At 57.5% G+C, this 24,205-nt stretch carries 16 protein-coding genes and 2 pseudogenes; 11 read left to right on the top strand and 7 right to left on the bottom strand.

What is annotated here, in order from left to right:
- Positions 1-57 precede the first annotated feature (57 nt).
- The 3 genes and pseudogenes from ASF66_RS20825 (at position 58) to ASF66_RS23005 (ending at position 3,056) form a co-directional block, all read left to right on the top strand.
- A complete protein-coding gene (locus ASF66_RS20825; protein WP_162240101.1) occupies positions 58-1,068 on the top strand; it encodes a GAF domain-containing protein in 1,011 nt (336 codons plus the stop codon).
- A 26-nt stretch (positions 1,069-1,094) separates the two neighbouring features.
- A complete protein-coding gene (locus ASF66_RS20820; protein WP_330219446.1) occupies positions 1,095-2,225 on the top strand; it encodes a GAF domain-containing sensor histidine kinase in 1,131 nt (376 codons plus the stop codon).
- 537 nt (positions 2,226-2,762) lie between these two features.
- Positions 2,763-3,056, top strand: a pseudogene (locus tag ASF66_RS23005) (CopG family ribbon-helix-helix protein).
- A gap of 545 nt (positions 3,057-3,601) precedes the next feature.
- Here ASF66_RS23005 and ycaC read toward each other — a convergent pair.
- Positions 3,602-4,225 (bottom strand): isochorismate family cysteine hydrolase YcaC, encoded by a 624-nt coding sequence (gene ycaC / locus ASF66_RS20815; RefSeq protein WP_056845213.1) that lies wholly within the window; start codon positions 4,223-4,225, stop codon positions 3,602-3,604.
- 116 nt (positions 4,226-4,341) lie between these two features.
- Positions 4,342-6,180: an amidohydrolase gene (locus ASF66_RS20810; RefSeq protein ID WP_056845212.1), complete on the bottom strand. Its 1,839-nt coding sequence runs from the start codon at positions 6,178-6,180 to the stop codon at positions 4,342-4,344.
- A 319-nt stretch (positions 6,181-6,499) separates the two neighbouring features.
- Between ASF66_RS20810 and ASF66_RS20805 the strand changes: the two genes are divergently transcribed.
- Entirely contained in the window at positions 6,500-7,321 is an 822-nt protein-coding gene (locus ASF66_RS20805) for an alpha/beta fold hydrolase (protein WP_056845211.1), read from the top strand.
- Between the two features lie 129 nt (positions 7,322-7,450).
- On the top strand, positions 7,451-8,881 hold the full coding sequence (locus ASF66_RS20800) for a mechanosensitive ion channel family protein (RefSeq protein WP_056845210.1): 1,431 nt from the start codon (positions 7,451-7,453) through the stop codon (positions 8,879-8,881).
- Positions 8,882-8,912: 31 nt separating this feature from the next.
- Here ASF66_RS20800 and ASF66_RS20795 read toward each other — a convergent pair whose 3' ends face one another.
- Entirely contained in the window at positions 8,913-9,521 is a 609-nt protein-coding gene (locus tag ASF66_RS20795; RefSeq protein WP_056845209.1) for an antibiotic biosynthesis monooxygenase, read from the bottom strand.
- Between the two features lie 199 nt (positions 9,522-9,720).
- Entirely contained in the window at positions 9,721-10,620 is a 900-nt protein-coding gene (locus tag ASF66_RS20790; RefSeq protein ID WP_056845208.1) for a LysR family transcriptional regulator, read from the bottom strand.
- 230 nt (positions 10,621-10,850) lie between these two features.
- On the opposite strand from ASF66_RS20790, the gene ASF66_RS20785 reads away from it, so the two are divergent.
- The 5 genes from ASF66_RS20785 to ASF66_RS20765 all read left to right on the top strand — a co-directional run bounded on the left by ASF66_RS20785 (position 10,851) and on the right by ASF66_RS20765 (position 18,421).
- Positions 10,851-11,801 carry a GlxA family transcriptional regulator gene (locus tag ASF66_RS20785; RefSeq protein WP_056845264.1) on the top strand — a complete coding sequence of 317 codons (951 nt, stop codon included), beginning with the start codon at positions 10,851-10,853 and terminating at the stop codon, positions 11,799-11,801.
- A 123-nt stretch (positions 11,802-11,924) separates the two neighbouring features.
- Positions 11,925-12,923, top strand: coding sequence for a response regulator (locus tag ASF66_RS20780; protein ID WP_056845207.1), 999 nt, complete (start codon positions 11,925-11,927; stop codon positions 12,921-12,923).
- Between the two features lie 6 nt (positions 12,924-12,929).
- Complete coding sequence (locus tag ASF66_RS20775) at positions 12,930-13,340, top strand: response regulator transcription factor (RefSeq protein ID WP_236707137.1); 411 nt, start codon at positions 12,930-12,932, stop codon at positions 13,338-13,340.
- A complete protein-coding gene (locus tag ASF66_RS20770) occupies positions 13,340-17,911 on the top strand; it encodes a protein kinase domain-containing protein (protein ID WP_056845205.1) in 4,572 nt (1,523 codons plus the stop codon). Before ASF66_RS20775 ends, ASF66_RS20770 begins: the two co-directional genes overlap by 1 nt.
- Positions 17,912-17,998: 87 nt before the next feature.
- On the top strand, positions 17,999-18,421 hold the full coding sequence (locus ASF66_RS20765; protein WP_082484731.1) for a helix-turn-helix domain-containing protein: 423 nt from the start codon (positions 17,999-18,001) through the stop codon (positions 18,419-18,421).
- Positions 18,422-18,509: 88 nt separating this feature from the next.
- Here the strand turns inward: ASF66_RS20765 and ASF66_RS22255 are convergent.
- The 3 genes and pseudogenes from ASF66_RS22255 to ASF66_RS20740 all read right to left on the bottom strand — a co-directional run bounded on the left by ASF66_RS22255 (position 18,510) and on the right by ASF66_RS20740 (position 21,728).
- Positions 18,510-19,673: pseudogene (locus ASF66_RS22255) on the bottom strand (IS3 family transposase).
- Positions 19,674-20,044: 371 nt separating this feature from the next.
- Positions 20,045-21,157, bottom strand: a complete 1,113-nt coding sequence (locus ASF66_RS20745; RefSeq protein WP_056845202.1) for an inovirus-type Gp2 protein — start codon at positions 21,155-21,157, stop codon at positions 20,045-20,047.
- A gap of 358 nt (positions 21,158-21,515) precedes the next feature.
- Positions 21,516-21,728: a helix-turn-helix transcriptional regulator gene (locus ASF66_RS20740; protein WP_056845201.1), complete on the bottom strand. Its 213-nt coding sequence runs from the start codon at positions 21,726-21,728 to the stop codon at positions 21,516-21,518.
- Positions 21,729-23,190: 1,462 nt separating this feature from the next.
- Here ASF66_RS20740 and ASF66_RS22575 point away from each other — a divergent pair.
- Positions 23,191-23,733: a hypothetical protein gene (locus ASF66_RS22575; protein ID WP_156463239.1), complete on the top strand. Its 543-nt coding sequence runs from the start codon at positions 23,191-23,193 to the stop codon at positions 23,731-23,733.
- Positions 23,734-24,205: the final 472 nt, after the last annotated feature.

Here is a 24,205-nt window from a genome sequence, read left to right as displayed (position 1 = left end):
CCCCCAACCTGACGCTCGCTCACACGCATTCACGCTATGCGACCACACAAGGCATGTATGCAAGAAGTAACCGCACCTCCGGTAACCCTGGATAATTGTGAAAATGAGCCTATTCATATTCCCGGTTCAATCCAGCCCCACGGCGCTCTGGTGGCTTTAGGCCCGGACGGACGGGTACTCACACGCAGCGAGAATTTTTCTCAGCATTTAGGCGTTGATGCCATGCTTGGGGAGCTACTTCCCGACCTATTGCTAAGCCAGCTCGCCACGTTGATAGAAGCGGGTATACAGTCGAGTGAAGGTTGGATTGATAGCACTCGAATGACCTATCTGGGTAAAGGCTTCGATGTGATAGCCCATCGCTTCATGGATGTGGTCTATCTCGAATTTGAGCCCCAGGCTTTACCACAGACAGCTTTCCATCAGTCCGCAGCAGACGCACAGCGCATCATTGCCCAAATACGGCATGCGCGAGATATCGACGGCCTGTTGCGTCATGTGACGGTAGCCATTCGCGAGCTGACACAGTATGACCGAGTCATGGCCTACCGTTTTAGGCCTGATGACTCAGGGGAGGTTGTCGCTGAAGCTCACGCCGCCGGGTTGGTGTCCTATCTGGGACAACGGTATCCCGCCTCAGACATACCGCATCAGGCACGGCGCCTCTACATCCAGAATCCTACGCGCCTTATTGCGGACGCCGCTTATACCCCGTCGCCGTTAATTCCCCCAGCCAACGCTCTCACTGGCCAAGCTTTCGACATGAGCCATTGCGAGTTACGCAGTGTGTCGCCTATCCATTGCGAATATCTGAGCAATATGGGTGTTCATGCGTCGATGAGCGTGTCCATCGTAGTCGGCGGCAAGCTGTGGGGACTATTCTCATGCCATCATCAATCGGCTAAAACCCTGGCTTATCCGGTGCGACTCTCCTTCCATATGGTGTCGCAGATTTGCGCGGTACTGGTTGAGCGCCTCCAACAGGTCAATGAAGGAGAGGCAGTTCATCAAGCCTCTGTGCGTATCCACGCCATAGAAGAAGGCTTCGTAATGCCGATGATCTTCTGACCGCACTCTGTCAGGCCCGTCCAAGCTTGGAGTTGCTATTGAACTGTGTTGACGTGGCTGTGTGTCTGAAGGGGCGGATCCAGACGCTCAACGGCCTCGCTGACGACTCGGCGGCTGCACTGCTCAGTTATTTCAAACACTCGGATGATAGTGACCTATGTGCGCTTGAACAATGGCCCGACTCCCTCCGGACACAGGGCTTCTGCGGAGTGCTTGCAGCGCGATTTGATCAACGGGATCAAGGCTGGGTCATGTGGTTTCGTCCTGAACAAGTCGAGACGGTTCGTTGGGGTGGGAAGCCAGAAAAAATCGTCGTACACGGCCTTTCAGGGCCAAGGCTGAGCCCTAGGGGCTCTTTTGAAGCCTGGGAAGACATGGTCCGAGGGCATTGTGCCCCTTGGTCTTCAACTGACCGGATCATCGCTGCCAATCTGCGCCAGTCGCTAGTAAACGTCGTGCTTCATCGCGTTAGTCATACCGACGCAATGAGGCAGCTGCTCATAGCGGTCCTCGGTCATGATCTTCGAACTCCCTTACAAGCCATCACCATGGCCGCTTCTATGTTATCAAGCGACGAGCGACGAACAGCGACTCTGCGCCAGGCCATTACTACGTCTACAGGTCGCATGAGTCGCCTGGTGAACCATGTCATGGAATTAAGTCGTCTGCAGGCGGGCTTGGGAATGGAGCTTGTACCTGCCCCCACTGATCTATCGGCTCTGATGGAAGCACTGGCTACGGAAGCCGAGTTCGCCTATCCAGGTCTACACCTGGCCCGCGACATTGCACCGGGTGTCACTGCCGTAGTGGATGCTGACCGCATCTCGCAGTTGCTCATCAACCTGATCAGCAACGCGAGCCAGCATGGAGAGGACAACCACGCACGGCTTATCCTTCGCTCATCGCCTGAAACAGTCGTTCTAGAGGTCGCTAACCCGGCACCACCAATGGCTCCAGAACGACTGAAAGACATTTCTATGCCCTTCAAAAACACTATCCACCACCAAGGTAATCGGGATGGCCTTGGGCTGGGGCTTTACATTTCCAATGCCATCGCTCGTGCTCATGGCTGTGAGCTGCTTGTTGAGCAAAGTGCCGGTGAGGTGAAGTTCAGGATAGAGATACAGACCTCCAATGGGCATGTTCCCACGGGCTGACACAGTCAAGCGGCTCAGGTGTGCATTCCATTGCTGCTGCTTAGTAGTTCCGAAAATTGTGAACCGCACGAACTAGTGGTTCTGCTAAGTCATTCAAGTAGTTGTGTGATCAGGCCTAGCAGCTGGTATGCGGGTCAGTAGTGTTGGCTAGAGAGTACTACCGGCGGCTCTGATTGGAGACTCAATTAGTTGCACGGGGCGCCCTGCGCCAGATCGCTACCCTTCTCATCGCCCCGAATTCTTTCTCGACACCGGTGCAGCCCCTCGGCCGTGAATCAGACGTGTGAGCAACATCAGTACGATATGGGCGGCCGGACAGGCCTGTCGACTTCACCTTGGATAAGCGGATTGATAACAATAGCTAAATCAAAAAATACCCATAAAACAATCGGTTATTGAAAAGACGACATTAGATAACCTATTTTATCAACAGTGAGCAATTTCTCGCCTGATCAAGTTTTTTATTCAACCCTGATCTGTAGAAACCGGATAAAAGCATTGCTAGTTATGCTGAAAAAATTTAACAGGGGTTGGCTAATGGCTTTTGTTACTAAAACGCGCTCCGTCACCGCTCATGTTCCGGTTGAGCTCGCTGAACGCGTCGACGAAATTGCCAACCGCTTGGAGCGATCCATGAACTGGATCGTCAAACAAACGTTATCAGCACGACTCGATCAAGAAGATGAGCGCAGTTGACTCACGCGCATGGCGCTGCACGGTATTGATACCGGTCAGGTCGACCATTATCAGATAGTCGACGACTGTATGATATCACACATGCCACTATCTACCTGCTGTGGCTGTGACAAGGCTGTCCAGTCCGGCAATTAATCATTATGCTATTATATTTATTCAGACTACTGTATTAGTTGGCGCCCGCCTAACCACGCCCTTTATCACAGGTGGAAAATTATGGAACTCATGAAGCTCGACAAACTATCTAATATAATAGTTACTGAGGTTCTAATAGGCATGATGGGGTGATAGGCAATACACACCGAAGCTTCTGAAACCGTCCCTAGCTGTTTTGCCATCGCGCCACCTGTCGTAAGCCACCCTACCCAACGCGCGAACGTAGCCGAATCCCTGAATCAAGGCTACCCTGGTCCGTTGATTCATATGGGTAGCAAATTTAATTATCGTATTGCTCAAGGTTGTCAAGCAGGGCCACGTAGTGACTGCCTATTCTAGTGCGATCGTGTTCGAGCACGAAGAGTTACACGGACCTTGTCCAGGCGTCATCTTACCTATGCACACCCCACCGTACCTCTTTTGCGTTGCAAGAACGGGTATTGCAGGCTGGTGGGTGGCCTGGGCGCCTCGTTCGAGCAATGAGCGCCGCATCTCGCCAGACACGGCGCTGCACACAATGAATGTTACCGTGCCATTATCGCCGAGTAGCTGTTCATTAAGTTACGGTAGTTAGGAATGCGCGGCGACAGCATATTCGCAAGGCCTTCCATGTCGTTACGCCAGTCGACCTGCAGCTCGCACGCCACGGAGAACCAGTTCACCAATTGCGCCCCGGCGGCCGTCATGCGGGCCCAGGCCGCTTGCTGGACGGTTTCGTTGAAGGTGCCGGACGCGTCGGTCACAACGAACACCTCGAACCCTTCTTCCAGCGCGCACAGGGTCGGGAACGCGACGCACACATCGGTGACCACGCCGGCAATGATCAACTGCTTGCGTCCGGTGTCCTTGATCGCCTTGACGAAGTCAGGGTTGTCCCAGGCGTTGATCTGGCCGGGCCGCTGGATGTAAGGCGCGTCTGGAAACAACTCCCTGAGTTCGGGCACCAACGGACCATTGGGCCCTTGGTCGAAACTGGTGGTGAGGATGGTCGGCAGTTTGAAGAACTTGGCGACGTCTGCCAGTGCCAGGACGTTGTTCTTGAATTCGTTCGGCGAGAAGTCCTGTACCAGCGAAATCAGACCGATCTGGTGGTCGACCAGCAGTACGACAGCATCGTCTTTGTTCAAGCGCTTGTAGGGGGTGGCCATGGTGAACTCCTTCAGTTGGGGTGGTAATTGCATGACCGGTGTTGGCCACCGGCCGACGCCCCGTCGCACAAGCGACGGCGCATGATTCGCTCGGATTCTTGCTGATGAGTCGCGGCTCAGAAGGCGAAGCACGAACAGCCGAAGGCGCCCCAGAATCCCTGGAAATCGCTAACCGGCACGTTGGAGGAACGTGCTTGCTCGTGGCTGTGCGAATGCACGGTGCAAGGTCCGGTGCACTGGTGCACTGAAGCGGCCAGCGGCGCACCGGAGCGCCAGTGGCCCGGCACCTTGGTGACCGGCGACCAGTCCGGCAGTACCGGCAGGCTTGGCGGTGAAAGGTCGGCGAACTCGTCCGCGCCGTATACGACCTTGCCGTCGACGAGGGTCAGCACCGATTCGATCCACTTGATCGACTCTTCCTGCACAGTGAAGAAGTCAGCGGACAACGCCACGACGTCGGCCAGTTGCCCGACCTTGATCTGGCCTTTCTTGCCTTGTTCGGAAGAGAACCAGGCGCTGCCACGGGTATACAGCTCGAGCGCGGTATCGCGAGAAAGCCCTTCGGGATACAACTCAAGTCCCCCGACGGTACGGCCACTGACCATCCAGTACAGCGAAGTCCAAGGGTTGTAGCTCGATACCCGCGTTGCATCCGTGCCTGCGCCAACGGGTACGCCCTCTGCCAGCATGCGCTTGATCGGTGGCGTCTGTTTCCCGGCCTTGGCGCCATAGCGCTCGACGAAGTATTCGCCCTGGAAGGCCATGCGATCCTGGATGGCGATACCGCCCCCCAGCGCTTTCACGCGTTCGATGTTCTTCGGTGTGATGGTTTCGCAGTGATCGAAAAACCACGGCAGGCCGTCGAACGGGATGTCACGATTGACCTTTTCGAACACATCAAGCATGCGCGAAATGGATTCGTCATAGGTTGCGTGCAGGCGGAACGGCCAGCGATGCTCGACCAGATGGCGTACGACGGGTTCGAGGTCCTGCTCCATGCCGGCGGGCAGGTCCGGTCTGGGTTCGAGAAAGTCTTCGAAGTCGGCAGCAGAGAACGTCAGCATTTCGCCTGCGCCGTTGTGGCGCAGGAAGTCGTCGCCCTGATGCAGCGTCACCGAGCGGGTCCAGTGCTTGAAATCGTCGAGCTCTTCCCTGGGCTTTTGGGTGAACAGGTTGTAGGCGATGCGCACGCTCAGCTGATTGTCCTTGGCCAGCTGCTCGATGACGGCGTAGTCGTCCGGATAGTTCTGGAAACCGCCACCGGCATCGATGGCACTGGTGACACCCAGACGGTTCAGCTCGCGCATGAACTGGCGCGTAGAGTTGACCTGATACTCCAGCGGTAACTTCGGCCCCTTGGCCAGGGTTGCGTAGAGGATCATCGCATTGGGCTTGGCCACCAGCATTCCGGTCGGATCACCATTGCTGTTGCGCACGATCTCGCCGCCGGGCGGATTGGGTGTGTCGCGGGTATAACCGGCCACCCGCAACGCGGCGCGATTGAGCAGTGCACGGTCGTACAAATGCAGGACGAAAACCGGTGTGTCCGGCGCAGCCTGGTTGAGCTCGTCCAATGTCGGCAGGCGCTTTTCGGCAAACTGGAATTCGTTCCAGCCGCCGACCACCCGCACCCATTGTGGCGTGGGGGTGCGGTCGGCCTGCGCCTTGAGCATGCGCAGCGCGTCGGACAGGGACGGCACTCCTTCCCAACGCAATTCGAGGTTGTAGTTCAGACCGCCCCGAATCAGGTGTAGGTGCGAGTCGTTCAGGCCAGGAATGACCGTCCGCTTGTGCATGTCGATAAGTTGCGTCGTGCCGCCACGCAGGGGCACGACTTCGGCGTCGCTGCCAACGGCAACGAATTTACCCTCGCTGATGGCAACCGCGCTGGCGGTGGGTTTTTCGTGATCGACGGTATGGAAGTTTCCATTGAAGAGAATCAGATCAATGTTCATCGAAGTTCCTTGGGCGGAAGTTGAGGGACACCCGCATGACTGGAAACAACGCGGTTGACTCGTCGATGAAAGATACTGGCGGCCTGCAATGACCCGTTATAGAACAGACGTGCTTTCCTGAAGACTTTACTGGTGCGGCCTGGAACATCCCGGCCGGTAACGGCGCCCGCGCTAATAGCACGTCCGTACAATCTGCATCGCGCACGGCGCACTAAGGTGTTTTCGTCGCAAGGCCTTCCGTTCGATTTGCGGAATGGCACTGGGTGACAACGTTTCTGTAGATACAGCCTCAGCACCCACTGAACAAGGACAGAACCCCATGACCACCTTCACCACCGGCGACGGCACCACGATTTTCTACAAAGACTGGGGCAGCGGCGAACCCATCGTTTTCCACCACGGCTGGCCCTTGAGTTCCGACGACTGGGACGCACAAATGCTGTTCTTCGTGTCCCAGGGCTATCGCGTCATCGCCCATGACCGCCGTGGTCATGGACGTTCGACGCAAACCGCCCATGGTAATGACATGGACACTTACGCGGCGGACGTTGCCGCCCTGGTCGCTCATCTGGAATTGAAGAACGCCGTGCATATCGGCCATTCCACCGGCGGTGGTGAAGTGGCTCGCTACGTGGCCCAACACGGCGAAGGTCTGGTGGCCAAGGCGGTATTGATCGGCGCCGTTCCGCCCATCATGGTCAAGTCCGCCAGCAATCCGGGTGGCTTGCCGCTGGAAGTGTTCGACGGCTTTCGCTCGGCGCTGGCCGCCAACCGCGCGCAGTTCTATAAAGAGGTACCCATCCCTTTCTATGGCTACAACCGTGAAGGCGCGCAAGTGTCCGAAGGTATCAAGGAAAACTGGTGGCGCCAGGGCATGATGGGCGGCGCTCAAGCCCACTACGACTGTATCGAGGCGTTCTCGGAAACCGACTTCACGGACGATTTGAAAAAGATCACGGTGCCGGTATTGATCCTGCACGGCGACGATGACCAGATCGTCCCGATCGCCGACTCCGCCGAACTGGCCATCAAACTGCTCGAGAATGGCACCCTGAAGGTCTACAAAGGCTATCCGCACGGCATGTGCACCACCCATCCAGACGTGATTAACGAAGACTTGTTGACGTTCATCAGGGGCTGATGCGTACTGGCCTCCCCGGGCAACGGAAGGCCTGGCTCGACGGTTCGGCACGAACCCCTGCACGGTCGGTTGCACTGCAGCTGTCCCTAATGGCCCATGCACGGCGTGCCCGAACCTCAGGAGTTCCTCATGCCCTTCTTCCTCGCCTATCCACTGTCGTGGAGTGCCCTGGTGCTGGTGATCGATGCCTTGCTGTGGCACCTCGCGCCGTTCAAGCATCGCGGCACGCGGATTGGCGTGCGCCTGGTACTGTTCCTGCTGTTCAGCGCAATCATCATCAACGCTGGCGTCAGCCCGTTACAGCCGCCGCTGTTCGGCGAAGACCGCGTGGTGCAGCTGGGCGCCACGGCGCTGGGGATCATCTGGTGGTTGTATGCCGCAAGGGTGCTGACCGAAGTCATCGGCCTGGCGCTCATGCGCCGCGTTGGTCACAGCGGGCGGTTGCTGCAGGATGTCATCGGCGCGCTGGTCTTTCTGGTCGCGATCGTTGCAGCGGCCGGCTACCTGCTGGAACTGCCGGTGAAAGGTCTGCTGGCCACGTCCGGCGTGGTCGCGATCGTCGTTGGCCTGGCGCTGCAAAGCACGCTGAGCGACGTGTTTTCCGGCATCGTGCTCAATACCACCAAGCCGTATCAGGTGGACGACTGGATCGTCATCGACGGCGTCGAAGGCCGGGTGCTCGACATCGACTGGCGCGCTACGCACCTGTTGACCAGCGCTGGCAGTACGGCGGTGGTGCCCAACTCCGTGGCGGCCAAGGCGAAGATCGTCAACCTGAGTCGACCGAGCAACGTGCACGGTGTGTCGATCAGCATCCAGGTGCCCAACCACATTCGCCCGCAGCGGGTGCTGGATGCACTGGACCGCACGCTGCAAGGCAGCAGCAGCTTGCTGCTCGATCCGGCGCCGAAAGCCGTGTTGAAAGACGCCGGCGAAACCCTGTCCGAATACGTGGCCAGCGGGTTCATTACCGAGCTGGGTAAAAAAAGCGAAGTGCGCAATCAGATGTTCGACCTTGCACACCGGCATCTGGAAGCAGCCGGTATTTCTCGACAGCTCGACGGCGTGATCGAACCGGCCAGCCGAGCTCGTGGATTGCTCGATGAAGTCAAGATCTTCCGTTCGCTGAGCGAAGCCGAGCGTGATCAAATCGCCCAGGCCATGGTCGCGCAGCAATACGCGGCGGGCCAGACGGTGCTGGCGCTGAACGAAATACCGGATTACCTGATGCTCATCGGCACAGGCGTGGTCAGCGCTCGGGTGGACAATGGCAGCGCGCCGATCGAAGCCGGGCGCATGGGGCCGGGGGAAGTCATGGGCGAGCAAAGCGTGCTCGCCGACACGCCGTCCCAGGCCACCTTCACCACGCTAACCTCGTGCGTAATCTACCGAATCGACAAAGCCCTGGTTCGCTACTGCATGCAGCAACGCAACGAAGTCGGCCAAGCTCTGAACAAGCTACAGGCGGTGCGGCAGCACAGCAGCCGGTTGGCATTGCTGGCCAAACCGGTACCGATCAGGAAAACCGGCTTTTTGAGTTGGTTGCACAAGCGCCCGTGAGCTGACTGCCGAAGGGCACGTTGTCACGCGCTCAATGCGCTTCCTTGTCCGGTGTGGCGTGCATCAGCCATGGCGCGAACAGGCGCGTGGCCATGGGCATGAACAGGTACACCACTGAAACGACGATGGTCAGCGTGATCAGAAACGTGCCGACCACGTAGTGACTCAGCAGCGCGTTGAGCCGCAGCAACGGGCCCAGAATCAGCGGCACCAGCAAGGTGTGCGGCAGAATCACCAACAACGTGACCACGGCCTGCTTCCAGCGCGGTGGCGGGCTGACCTCGACGCGCGGCGCGAACCAGAACTCGTTGACCGGGTTGATCTCGGTCCGATCACCGTCCGCCAACATCGGCGCGGCCTGCTCGATCAGCTCCAGCCGCTGCGCCGAATCGAGCCAGCGCTGCAACGCGTCGGTGGAGCAGAAGCGCAGCACGCAGGTGTACAGGTCGAGGCCAGCATGCTTGTCGCGCATCACATCCACGCCCAAGTGCCCTTCTTGCTGCCCTGCAATACTGACGATAGTGCGCAGCCATGCTTCGTAAGCCACCTCATGGCCGAGCTTGACCCGATGCTTGACGACCAGGGTCACCACTTCCTCGAAACTTTTTACGGGTGTGTCGACCACGCTCGATTCAGGCATGACGCAATTCTCCGCAGGTACGCACATCGAGCGCCGACCATCGTGGGCCGCGACACGGGTGCTGGTGAGTGGAATCGAAGGCCGCCAACCGAACGGCATTTACCTTGATACGGCTGGGTTCGATAGTGGTGTCCGGTCGTGTCGAGGAATTGGATGTATGTGCTCTTTTGCAAGGGGCTCAAGCGGAGACACGAAGAGGCTACGACATGAACTGACCTATCCGGGAGCGCAGCCATCGTTCTGCCGGATCGTTGTCGTGCACCCCGCTCCAGGCCATCGAAAGCTGCGCCTCATCGATTGGAAACGGTGGGTCCTGCGCACGTAGCGCAGAACCTTCGACCAAGGCAGACGCGGCATAGTCTGGAACGGTCGCGATCATTTCGGAGCCGGCGAGCAATGCCCGTAGACCGCTGAATTGGGGGATGCCCAGCACTACGCGCCGACACCGCCCGATCTTGGCCAGATCCAGATCAATATTGCCGCTCAGGTCGCCAGAAAACGAAACCATCGCATGGGGTCGGGCGCAATACTCGTTTAGTGTCAGCGGACCTGGCCGGTCGTCGCCGCGCAGTACCTTGCACGCTATGTTGCGCAACTTCTTGCGCTTGGCGTTAGCCGGCAGTTCCGTGGTGTAGCTGACTCCGACCGAAATTTCTCCGGAAGCCAGCAACCCTGGCATCAATAGATAATTCGCCCTGCGCACCACTACAATGATTCCGGGCGCTTCCTCGCGCAGGTGTGCCAACAAGGGCGGAAACAAACCGAATTCGGCATCGTCGGACAGGCCGATACGAAACACCTCGCAGCTGCTTGGAGGATCGAACGCCTTCGCCCGGCTGACCGCGCCCGAAATGGTGTCCAGCGCAGGTTGCAGCTCCTTGAGGATCGTCAATGCCCGTGCGGTGGGCTCCATCTGGCGGCCGTTGCGCAGCAACAGCGGATCGTCAAAAAGGTCCCTCAGACGCCCTAAGGCGGCGCTGACCGCCGGTTGGCCCATATACAGCTTTTCGGCGACCCGGGTGAGATTCTTTTCGAACATCAACGCCTCGAAGATCACCAGCAGGTTCATGTCGACGCGGCGCAGGTCGTTGCGATTCATAGGCAGAGTTCCATAGTCGTTGCGGCCCTGGCCGCTCGTTCGAAGGATTATGTGCCCAGTTGCCCCTCCCGAAATTGTAGCGATGTGCTGTATCCATGGCGTTTGCCAAGCTCGAATGATGTACCGCTCCCGCTATGCGGCCAATCAGCCGCTGGCCTGCTTCGGCGGCCACGCAAATGGGAAGAGTTGCTATCCTGCACGTTTACAGACATTCGATGCGAACGCAGATCATGAAAACTTTGGCGATGGTGCTGTATCCGGACGTGTTGTTGCTGGACGTAGCAGGGCCGCTGGAAGTGTTCTCGATGGCCAACCGCTATCTGGCACCGGAAGACCACTATCGACTGTGCACCGTCAGCGCGACCGAACGCGATGTGCGCGCCTCCAATGGCATGCGATTGCTGGCAGACCATCTATTGACCGATGCGCCGGACGCATTCGACCTTCTGCTGATCCCCGGCGGGCCAGGTGCCTACAACGACAAGCAGGCATCACTGCAACCCTGGCTGCTCGAGGCCACCCAGGCATCGCGCCGCTATGGCTCGATTTGTACCGGTGCCTTCATCCTGGGTGAAGCCGGTCTGCTCGACGGCCGGGAGGTCACGACCCATTGGAGCTACATCGAACGGTTGTCGCAACGCTTTCCGGCCGCCAAGGTCAGCAGCGAGCAGATCTACATTCAAGATGGCAAGTTGTTCACCTCCGGCGGTATCACCGCTGGAATCGACATGGCACTGGGCCTCCTGGCGCAGGACCATGGCAAGCAGATCGCGGTGGCCGTGGCCAAGGTGTTGCTGGTGGCAATGAAACGCCAAGGCGGTCAATCGCAGTTCAGCCCTTTGCTGGCCGAGGTCGCGAGCGAAGACTCACCGATCGTGCGCGCCCAACAGCATGTACTGGCGCATCTGAAGGAGCCGCTCAGCGTCGAGAGTCTTGCCGCGGTAGCCAGAATGAGCGCGCGCAACTTCGCACGCGTATTCGCTCGCGACGTTGGCATGACCCCCATCGCGTTCGTCCACAGCGCACGCCTCGACCGGGCGCGCAACCTGCTGGAAAACAGCGAGCTGCCGCTCAAGACCGTGGCTTACCACAGCGGTTTTCGCAACGAGCGATGCATGCGTATGCTGTTCTGCGAACGCCTTGGATTGAGCCCGTCGCAATATCGCCACCAATTTGGCTGACATGTCCGTTTTCCGTCGCATTTTGGCAGTCCATGGCCCTGATGATACGTTTGCCGCCAGCCGCAACAACGCGATCATTCGCCTCGGATGATCACACCGTGCCGACATCAACGAGTGGCAAGCATGATTCAGTTGGGAGAGACATGGATTTCATTGGAGCGACGTGAGGCCTTCAGGCAAGGCGTTCCCTTGCGTCTGGGCTGCCGGGCGTTCGATCTGCTGGAAATGTTCATCGCCGCGCCCCATCGCCTGCTGACCAAGGATGAATTGATCAGCGCGACCTGGCCACGAACCGTCGTCGAAGAGAACAACCTTCAGGTGCAGATATCGACGTTGCGAAAACATTTGAACCTGGATCGCAACCAGCTCGAAACGATCCCCAGGCGCGGCTATCGGCTGAACCTTGCGCCACGGGTCATCGACCCTGTCCAGCCGATCTTGCACGACGAGCCGGCGCGTGCAGCGCCGGATGGCGGCACATGGCAAGCACAGGCTAACGTCTACGTGGTGGACGATGAGCCGGCCGTGCGGGCGGCGCTGGTGCGGCAGCTGCGATCGGCCGGCATCACCGCGACCGGCTACGAATCTGCTGAAGCTTTTCTCGCTTCTTGCACCCTCGACACACCCGGCTGCCTGCTGTTGGACATGCAGCTCAGAAACGGCAGCGGTTTCGACCTGCAAGACGAACTGACCCGGCGCCAGGCACCCATGCCCATCGTGTTCATGAGCGGTTTCGGCACCATCGACATTTCGGTACGTGCCATGAAAGCCGGCGCCGAAGGCTTCCTGACCAAGCCGCTCGACGAGCCGCAATTGTTTTCGGCCGTTCGCCAAGCCATGAACCTGGCCCGGACGCGCCACGCTGAATTTTCCCTGCGTACCCGTGCGCAGGTGCGCTACACCGGCCTGACCCCACGCGAACAGCAAATATTCAAACTGTTACTGCGCGGCAGGCCAAGCAAGGCCATTGCCGCGGAGCTGGTCCTGCGCGAAGTCACGATCAAAGTGCATAAAAAGCACATTATGGCAAAACTTGACTGCCGGACGCTGGTAGACCTACTGCTGATAGGACGGACATTGGACATGCTCCCCAACGTCCATCAGCACGCCCAGCCGGCCTGATCATCTGTGTCGATCATCGCCATCGTTACTTGCCCTCACTGCCGAAGGCCCAGCATGAAGGTCGTTTGCATCATCGACGACGAGCCATCCATTCGGAAAGGTATCGCCAACCTGCTCAAGTCAGAGGGTTATCAACCATATTGTTTCGAGTCCGGGGCGAACTTCCTGATGTCGTCCTGGATGATCCACGCCGATTGCTTGCTCTTGGACATGCGCCTGCACGGGTTGCAAGGGCTCGACGTTCAACGCGTGTTGCGCGAGCAAGGCAATCCGCTGCCGGTGATCTGCATGTCGGCCCAGGCCGACGAACGAACGGTCAAACGGTCTATACATGCGGGCGCCAGCGATTTTCTGTCCAAGCCTTTTACCGCCGAGGTACTGCTGCAGGTGCTGGCGGCTGTCCTGAAGGATCGATGATGAGCCCCCCCTCCGAGCCAACGCTACGTATTACCCACGATGGCCGAGCTGGCCTGCCCCGCTTCGACGAACAATGGGTCGCGCAGCTCGAATGGTTTTACCTCGACCCATCGGCCGAATCCAGCCGCTGGACGGTTCGCGATCCGATAGCCGGGCGACAATGGCTGGTCGTGCGGGCGAGCCAGCAAGCCTCGACGTGGGAGCTGGCCAGGCTCGACCGTGAATATGCCATGGGGCCCACGCTGGAAGCAGCCTGGGCGGTTGTTCCACTAGCGCGGGTACGCACGACCCATGGCGCGGTGCTGGTATTCGACGACGATGGCGGCAGCCCACTTTCCGATCTCGCGACAGCGTCTCTTTCGGTCGAGCGTTTCCTGAATGTCGCCATCGCCGCAACCAAGGCACTGGCACAAGCGCACCGTCGTGGCATCATGCACTGCGATATTCGTCCGCAGAACTTGATCCTGGACCCAACTGGCGACCTGCGTCTGACCGGGTTCGCCTTCGCTCAGGTACTTCATGACATCGGCGAAAACACCCTGTCTCTTGGCGATGGCAGCTTGGCGTACCTCGCCCCGGAGCTGCATGGGCGGCGCAACCCCGTCGCCAGCCGACAATCTGATCTCTACGCCCTGGGCGCGGCCTTTTTCCAGGTGCTCACCGGACGTTTGCCATTGCATGCCAAGGGCCCTGTGGGATGGTTGCACCAGCACATGGCCGTGACCGCACCCATGGCATCCCGTTGGCGCGCCGAACTGCCCTCGTCCGTAGACAACCTTCTGGCCAGGCTGCTGGCCAAACAGCCGCAAATGCGCCCGGAATCGGCCGCTGTGCTCGAGGCCGAACTAAGGTCTTGTCTGAACGAATGCCGCGAGGCCGGCAGGACGCGGCGTTCCTGCCGGTTTGACTTCGCCCGGCTACCCGAACACACCCGCGACCTACTCGCTGCGCTGACGATTCTGGGCAACCATGTGCCTTTGGAAAGCCTGGCGGCGGTGAGCGGCATCAGCCTAGAACAATTGCTGCAACGGCTGCGCCCGGCCCTGAAGGCCGGCCTAGTCGGTGAGTACCGCGAGGGTTTGTCATTCACCCACGACGCCGTATGGGCGTTGGCCGGGGCGCAGCTGAGCGAACAACGCCAAGCGACCCTGCGCATGGCGTACGCCGCCGTACTCTTGGCAAGGCTGGGGCAGGACGCCGAGTCCGGTGAACTGTTTCGCGTTGCCAATTTGCTGGTTCGAGCCGACGTGTCACTCGTCGACGAGGCGCAGCGCCTGGCCTTCGTCGATTTACTCATGCGAGCAACACGCCGGGCGATGGCTTGCGCCGCCGCCTCCACAGCCCTTGACTACCTGGCCCAGGCCGATCGGTTGCTCGAAGGGACCGGGGCGACCTATACCCAGCTGTCCGCCTCGGTTGCGCTGCTGGCAATCAATGCCCGGATTCTCAACGCAGATTTCGTGACCGCCGATGAGCAGATTATGGCGCTGCTGGCGACCGCGCGGGACCCGCTGCAACAGGCCAAGCTGTATCGACTCAAGTGCGAGATCTGTTCGCTACACGGCGACTATGCCGCCGCCGTGTGTACCGCGATCGATGGCCTCGCCGCACTGGGAATGACACTGACGCCGACCCCGACCGAGGCGCAGCTGCAGCATGCCTGGCAAGCACTGCAGGACGCCTTGGGTAGGCGCACGCCGGACGCTTTCACGACGCTGCCCGATATCCAGGATGCTCGCTGCCAGTCGATCCTCGAGCTGCTGGCCGCGATGGTGATACCCGGCTCGTTCGTCCATCCCCATCTGATGCTGGCCACGACTTGCCAGATCGCCACGCTGGCCCTGCAGCACGGGCTGTCGGCTGCGGCTGTGCATGGCATAGCGTGGCTTGGCCTAGCCTGCGCCCACCGCTTCGACGACTACTCACGCGGGTTCGACTATGCCGATACCGCCAGAAAACTCGTGGCGCTGCCCCGCTTCGCCAGCAGCAAGGTGTCGGTACTGCTCGCCCTGGATCAGGTCAGCGTGTGGACCCGACCACTGCCCTTCGCCCTGGAATGCGCTGAGTCGGCTTACCGCGAGAGCATTGCGCAAGGCTTGCCGAGCTTCGCGTGTTATGCCAACAACCATATCGTTTCCAACCTGCTGGTACTGGGTGCGCCCATCGAACGCATGCTTCGGCAGATCGATTCCGGCCTGGTGATAGCCAGGAACCTGGAGTTCGTCGATGCCCAGATGATTCTGTTCGCTCAGGCCCGCTACATCCGCCGTCTGGCCGGCAATGTCGCAGGCACTGTCGCCATCCCCGATAGCGCAGAACTGGCGCAGCGGGTAAACCTGAGCAGCATGGGGCCATTGCGTTTCTGGTGGGCGTTGTACGAGGGCCTGTTGTGCTTTCTCGACGGCTCGTTCGACGCCGCTGCCGGTCATTTCGATGCTGCCTGGGCGCTGAGTTGGTCAGCGCCTGCGCATATCCACCTGATTGACCTGGCGTTGTTCAGCGTGCTCAACCTGGCCGCACTGCAAGGGGCGTCGGGCAAGCCGCAGAACGTCGAGCGACCGATGCACCATCTGCGCCTGTGGGCCAGATTGAATCCGCGCTATTTCGCCGACCGCCTGGCATTGGCCGAAGCCGAATTATTGTATCGGCAGGGGCGGAGCATCGAAGCGCTGCAGCGCTTCGAACAGGCGATCGAACACGCGCAGAGCTGCGGGGCGGTTCATCTGCTGGGGCTCTCGCACACGCTGGCCAGCCGCTGTTACCAACAACTTGGCCTGCACAGCAGCCAACATATTCATCTTCGCAAGGCCCATGAAGCGTGGCAGCGCTGGGGCGCCGTTGCCCTGGCGCAGCGCCTGGAAGCCGAACACGGGTTCCTGCGCGAAGGCACCACCGCACACGTGCCAAGCGGTGCCTTGTCCACCAGCCAGAAGCTCGACATGCTGTCCATCACCCGGGCCTGCCAAGCGCTCTCACGGGAAATCGAGCCCGACGCCCTTATTCGCACGCTGTTAAGCAATGCCATGACCCATGCAGGCGCTACCTACGCGGCTTTGACACTTGCACATGCCGGCACGCTGCACGTCGAAGCCACGGGTCACACTCGCGCTGACGGCATCGACCTCTGCCTGGGCAACGCCCTGCCCACGGCTGATACCGCCCCGCTAAGCTTGATCCTGCAAGTACAGCGCGAGCATGAGCCGTTGCTGATCAACGTATGCGATGCCGTGCGCCGCGGTAGCGCGGACCCTTACCTGATGCGTCTGGAAAGCGGTTCGATCATGTGTCTGCCGCTGGTCCAACAGAACGAAGTGATCGGCGTGCTTTATCTGGAAAACGCCTTGATACCCGATGCCTTCGAGGCGTCGCGGATGGGTGTTCTGGAGTTGCTCGCCGCGCAGGCCGCGATCTCCTTGCATACTGCCAGGCTCTACACCGACCTGCTGGCGGAAAACCAGCGCCGTCGAGAAAGCGAATGCACACTGCAACGCACACAAACGCTGCTGGCCATCGGTCAAGAGGTCAGCCGTTACGGCACTTTCGTGTGGAAATACCACACCGAGCCATCGTTCTGGTCGCCGCGGCTGCTGGCCGAACTCGGGCTGCCTCTGCCGGAAAACGCCGACTATCAACGCGATCCGGCAATGCTGGTACATGCGGACGATCGCATGCGTTTCACCCAAAGCCTGGTGGACGGCGGCACATACCATGAAGCCTTTCGCGTGGAGTTCCGGACCGTCTGCCTCGACGGCTCGCTTCATTACCTGGAACTGGCAGGCGAACCCGATGGCGCCGACGCGCTGATCGGGGTGGTGTCCGACATTACTGAACGGCGGCAGACGGAAACGGCCTTGCGTGCCGCCCGTACCGAGCTGGACCGTACCTCCCAGGCGACTGTCCTCGGGGAGTTGGCCGCTTCGATCGCGCACGAAATCAACCAGCCGTTGGCGTCGATCTTGTCCAACGCTGGCGCCAGCATCCGCTGGCTGCAACGCGTGCAGCCGCACATCGGCGAGGCTATCGAAGGCATCCAGGACATTCTCACCGAGGGGCAGCGTGCCGCCGACATCATTCGTGCCATGCGGGCGCTGGCGCAACAAGAGCCACTGGAGCGCAAGCCACTGGCCATGAACCGCGTGATCCGTCAGGTTCTAGCCATTACCCAGCCCGACCTGAACGACAAGCATGTGGCAGTGACCCAGAACCTGTCGCCTGCCGATCACGTGTGGGGTAACTCGATCCAGTTGCAGCAGGTCATGCGCAACCTGATCATCAATGCCGCCGAAGCCATGCACGCCATGCCTTCGGGTTCCCGGCGACTGACGCTGCAAACCCAGCCGGTAGGCTGCGAGCTATTGATAATGGTCGAAGACAGCGGCCCAGGCGTGTCGGCAGACAAGCAGGCGAGCATCTTCCAGACCTTCTACAGCACCAAGCCCAGTGGCATGGGTATGGGTTTGGCGATCTGCGCCTCCATCGTGGCGACGCATGGCGGCTATCTGGGCTGCACCCGGGGACGTGAAGGCGAAAGCCTGTTCTTCTTCACCCTCCCCACTCGACCGCTCGCTTGAATCTGGATTCAGAACTTTTCAGGACTGGCCAAGGATTCGAACAGCGGCCGCGGTGCATTCTTTTTCCACAGGAAAAGGAGCTACCTCATGACCAGCTTGGCTATTTCAGTAACAGCGGTTCTCGTCCCCCCGCCTGACCAACCCCACGTTCCTGCCGAGAAAGTCGTGCTCGCCCCCTGGCAGGAGCGTAAAGCCAAGGCCATTCTCGAGCACAGCCTTTGTACCCGACTGTTCATCGCCGACGTCGCCAAGCAGTGCGCGATGTCGCGCAGCCATTTCTCGCGTGCATTCAAGAAGACCACCGGAATGTCGCCAAAGGAATGGGCACTGGACCTGCGTATCCGCAGGGCCAAGGAATGCCTGGCCACAGGCCGGGTGCCCCTGTCGCAGATCAGCCTGGAGTGTGGCTTCGCCGATCAGTCACATTTCAGCCGGATGTTCAGCAAGCTAGTCGGAGCAACGCCGAAGGGCTGGCAACGATTGAATTTGTCGCCAGAGCAGACCCAATGACTATCCCAATGGGTATGACCGTTAGGATAAGCCCGCCTTAAACTGCCCCTCGAACCGGCGCTAGATGTCAGTCATTGATCTGTAGTGGTCAACTGATCCCGGACACGACGTTAAATTTTTTCTCAGCCTGAGCCGGTGGCAGCCCACCATTCAATTGGTGCGGTCGAATCCAGTTGTACCGGTGCATCAAAAAAATGGCTGATATCCCGCTGAGCTTGTTGGACCGTCGTGTAGCCCATGGTCGGTATCCACTCGGTTTTAAGGCTCCTGAACACCTGCTCCATCCGCGCATTGTCCCAACAATTTCCCCGTAGGCTCATGCTCTGACGCATGCGATATCGCCAAAGGCGGTGGCGAAAACTCTGGCTTCCATATTGCGAGCTCCGGTCGGAGTGGAACAGCAAACCTTGAGGCTTTCCTCGCTGCTCGTAAGCCATGTCCAAGGCCTTGAAGACCAAGTCGGCATCCGGCGTTCCCGACAATGCCCAGCCCACAACTCGGCGGGCAAAAAGATCTAGCACAACCGCCCGATACTGCCATCTCCCTTGAGCCCAGATGTAAGTGATATCGCCTCACCAGACGTTGTCAGGAGCGGGCACATCAAACTCCTGGTTCAAAATATTAGGGATGTCGGGCCGCTCGACCGTTGCCTTTTTGTAAGCATGCGATCCCAGTTGTTTGCTGACCAACTCCAGCTCGCGCATCAGGCTGCGCACCTTGAATCGCTCGATCTGCTCGCCGTCGTCCTGCATCATGGTGATGATGCTACAGCTACCAGGAGCACCGCGGTCTTGGGTGAACAACTCGTTCACCCGACTGCGCAATCGAAGACGTTCTACATCCGATGTGCGGCGCCTGAGACGCCGAGCGTAGTAGCACGAGCGGGTCACTTCGAATATCTTGCACAGCCAATCAAACGACTCGTGGATGCTCAACTAGTCAATCAGCGCGAACGCTCGAGATCTTCCGACATCAAGAGCGCAGTGGCCTTTTTTAAGATCGACTTTTCCCGCTCAAGGCGAGTAATTCGGGCTTCCAGCTCTTGGATTTTCCGCTGCTCCGGGGTCAGCGCTTCGCTCTGCGGGGTGATGCTTGTGCGTTCTTGCTGAATCAAGCTGACCCATCGGCGCAAAGCCGACTCGCCGACACCAAGCGAGCGGCTGGCCTCAATGAAGCTGTAATCCTGCTTGAGAACGAGGTCGGCAGCCTCGCGTTTGAACTCCGGAGAAAAGGTACTGCGTTGTTTGGTCATATGACACCTCTATCTGGCGGTACTCTCGCCTAAATGAGTGTCTGGAATCATTAAACCACTACACTACCAAAGAGTGGTCTGAGAATGGTGAGGTGATGAAGGTCGGCGAGTACAGAAATAACGTTTTCTACGCTGCTCCCGCCATCAGCCAACCGGACAGCAGCGAGATTGATAGCTGCGTTAGTGACCACATTGACAAGTTCCACTCCACTAACGGCGCGGATGCCCCGATCAATAATGAGCAGCTTGGAGAATGGGAAAAGTGGTGCAGCAAAGGACATCGCTCGAACTGAGCTATCAACCTAAAAGCCAGCGAAATCGCTGGCATTCATGCAGGCGTTAATTGGTGGTCACTAAAGCCCCCGCCGGTATTAGCTCAACCATTGACTGTCACCTTTGCCAGGGGAGCGAGGACGCCCGGGTCTCGGCCTCGATGGTGGCTCTGAAGCGTGTCCCTTCCAAAGAGATCTGATGCCCGGGACTGAGAGCCTCAACAATTCATCCGGTTCGGTGATGTACTTCGCAAATTTCTCCAGACCCACACGGGCATCGCCGTCGGTGTGGTGGATAAGTCCTAGAAAACAAATATTCTTTTCCTGGTATCGCTCCTTGCGAGCATTGCAGTTGTAGTGGCTTCCTAAGCCTTCCGTGATGACCTTGTCCCAATGCTGGCCGATCTGCATGGCGACCTCAGTATCCATCCAGTTTCCGTTACCGTCGAAGAAGATAACCCAGTGGCTGTGATAGCCCTTGCGCATGCCCATCTCTAGCCTAGCGGCATAACCTTGCATAGGACCGAACGTGCCTGCGTTGAGGTCACTTAGCATAGCCTGTCGGTGCTGGATGACTGTCTCTGATGTCATTCCACGCCGGTACTGTTGCTTGTAGGAGAGGTCTAGACGGATGATCATCATCCTCGAATGCCTGCCAAAGAGACGTTTGAAGTACTGCATGAGGCTCTCGTAATTTTTCTTGATGGGCCTTCGGTAATCCCTCAAGCGTCTTCGGAAATCAGGACTCAGGAACTCTTGACGGATCTCACTCACGCATTGGTTGAGCCGGTTGACCAAATGCGGTACGTTCTCTCCCCGGGCAGTTCGGATATGAAATTCACCCAACATCATGCCATGGCGGTTCACGGCCATAAGGAAGGTGTCGAAATAGGGGTTGAATTTCGACAGCGGGAACATCTCGAAGATGTCCATTATCTCACTTCTTAGGCAGCGAAGAAACCATCCACCGAAGCGGGTTACCTTCACCTTATGCTCTCCATCGCGGGCTTTCTCGACACTGAACAAATCATGCACAGTCTTCTTTAGCATTTCGAGCATCGGTTTCACCCGATACACGAGTGTCATCCTGACCTGATGCTCCTCATCGGGTGTCAGCACCCCGTGCTCGTCAGAAGCTAAACTTGCTGCAAGAAATGAGGGGATTGCACCCTCCATGGCGTCAAGTGCACCATGGTCGTCAGATAGGTTCATCGGTTGACCTTGATAACCAGAATGATAGGTTTGCAGGCAGCAGTCGTCGGCTCGGTATTCGCGCGAGTGCTGTTACCCATATGGAATTGGCGGCTAGTAGATTTCTGCAGGGGGCTAGGGACAGATCCGAGCCATCAAAGAGCCCGTCTGACTGATGCGTAGAGTTGATTTTGGATTGGATTTATTCTGCTACTTCGGATTCGATTCTTTAGGTATACGAAATTCAAGCTGATCCAAAGCCAAGATCTGTCTGGCTTTGACGCACATTTCTGTGCTGGAAACTAGTACTCTAGCCGTGGCCGGCCACGAGTTCGTCGCCGGTGCACGGATCGGACAGTTTAGGGATTTGAAACAGAAGCTATTGATGCGTCAGAACGGCGGCCTCCATACCAGTGTCTCGCTCTTCGATGCGAGCTAGTAGCCAATCATAGACCTCGCTGTCTACCCACCCAACGCACCGGTCGCCGAGCGTCACGGGCCGTGGAAAAATCCCGTCGGCTATGTATTTGTACACCGTAGATCGGGACAACCCTGTCGTATCAATGACGTCTTTCAGGCGCATTACTCTCATAGCTGCGATCCTCTGTTATTCGCAGAGGATCAGGTACAGCAGTATTTCTTCCGGACGATCACTTACTCGCCTTTGAAGCACTGTGCAGTCCAGACCTGAACTTCGGCCAAGCCCGAAGCGGATTGGCTAGATAGCCAGTAACTATCCATAGCTTCGAAGTCAGAGGGTGGTGAATCAGGCTAGGGTAGCGGCTATTGATGTGCATGGCATTTGTCGTTAGCACGGCATAATTTTCGGAATCCCTCGCCTTAGAAGACGAGCTTTCAGTCAAGTGTGCTGGCCGTAAACAAAATAGCCATCCACCCTCCTCGACATATGCTGGCGTACGCCCCTTAAAAAGTTCATCCAGGATATTGCTGGCAATCCTCAAAAGCTCTCTCAAAAACCATGTTAGATTTTCGTCCGAGATGCCGGAGGGTGCCAAAGCGCTAATCACCTGACCCCTCAGCCGAGGGCTTTCCACAGGAATGGCGCTGGGCATCGACATCATTTCCGAAATCACTAATAGGAAAAAATTATGACAAAAAGCCCGTATTTCCTGCCTACTGGTGATCTCATCTATTACGGTATGGCATAGCCACCTACGGCCAACGGCCTCACTCTCGCCGGTAACACGCTTCCAATCTGCACGAGTAATCGTAACTCCACTCCAAGATGGGTATAGCCCCTGCCAGCAGGGATGAAGAAGATTTAGGTAAACACAGCTTTTTGTAGTACGAAAGACACTACGTCCCGTAACGCCAGGTACGACGAGGCCAACGAACCCAAGCTCCTGCAATCGCTGCATTTGCGTCTTCAGCTGATGTTTAGGGTTAAAACCGGTGAGCCTGCTGAGCATCCGGTCACTTACTGCAGACACACGCCCATCCGCCCCAGCTAGACACAATAGAATTCCCAAAAGCAGCGCGTTGTTTGGCTTCAAAACCTGACCTGCAAAAGCTACCAACACCATTGCGAAACGATCATTGTAGGTGAGCGTATGCCTAATGGCATCGATGTTGGGCACTCGGATTGTTGATAACGTTACATCCGGGTCAAAGCGGCCATCTCTGATCCATCCGCAAAGCTCCAGATCTCGAAAAGCGCGAAATTCCTTTCGCCGGGAGATGCCAACGCTTTTACAGAGTTCTGCCCTTGGGGACCGGCCTACAGGTCCGGGCTGTCCGAGAAGCAACGCAAGCCTTAACGCTAACCACTTCGCGTCACCAGAAGATAGATGCTTCCGAGCTGTGCACCGGCTGGTGGCGGAAATCGGCGTACGTAAGATCCCTTGCAGGACAGCCCCAAGCCATTCAGCGTCCATGACCACCTCGCCTAAAACTACAAAATACCGCCTGGTATAGTGACATGTCACGAGCTATCTCACAGCACATGTCACGCCATTTATCTGATTTTTACCCAACCCTTTTGACGAGCGTATCTTACGGATGCTATTAAGGCTTTTTCCACAGCCGGAGGTCTTATGGGATCAGCTTATGAATCACTGTCAAGCTGGATCGGAGATGGCGGTCCGGCAAAGGCAGCTTGGGCACTAAAATACTTTCAGAAAAAGTTCGGCCCTCAGATACTATCTCTCGATAATATCACCTCTTACATTTTGTATCACAGCAGCCCTAAATCAGTCATTGACGCAGCGAAAGTTGCATGGAGACAGGCCAAAAAAGCACAGAAGCTTAAAGAAATAGATAAAAAACCCCTACAAGTTTACTTACAAAACGACTCGATTAAAAAAATAGATAAACATTGCCGGTGTTTAAAAGTTGACAGAAGCCACTTGATCGAGTCACTAATCTCCCAATTTGATCAATTAAGCCAAACTGAGCGCAAAGTTATCTTTGCGCAAATTGATAAAAAGCACCATGAAGTAGAACTACTAAAGGCCAATAGCAGGCTTCAGAACTTAACACTGAAATCTGAATCCTTGGCTTATCCATACGAACATCCAGAATCGATCGAAGAGGATGCAGTGAATAGAAACCCAGGATACAGCGGAAGAATTTACTAATTATCCAATAGTTTTAATTCTGCGACGCTCAAGTACCTAATGACATATTATCCATAGTGATGAATTTTTATTCTCAAGCAAACCTCAAATCAAATTCGTGACTGTAGCCATTTACGCTAATTAGACTAGAACAATACCAAAAATATTAAAGCCACCTCAATCATACTTACAAAGCAAAAAAAATAAGATCTATATAACTAAGGCGACCAATCACTCAGGAGTCGCCATGGCCATTTCATGCCCACAATGCCAATCCCGAAAAACCGCATCTATAAAAGCTACGCGACGTCTAGCGTTATGTGCTGAAGCCGTCAATCTACTCATTCTTAGCCGCCTCCAGGCGTGTTATCCGGCCGTACCAAAATCCGCTACTTACATTACGCTGGAGAAGCTTTCTCAGAACCTAGTCGCGGCACTCGCGAGCTCCGTTCGGATCAAGTTTAGCAATATACCGGACGGGGACCGCCATACG

This window comes from Pseudomonas sp. Leaf129, assembly GCF_001423465.1.
GTDB classification, from domain to species: Bacteria; Pseudomonadota; Gammaproteobacteria; order Pseudomonadales; family Pseudomonadaceae; genus Aquipseudomonas; species Aquipseudomonas coleopterorum.
The sequence above is the reverse complement of the archived record's forward strand: the minus strand, read 5'-3'. Positions and strand labels throughout refer to the sequence as shown.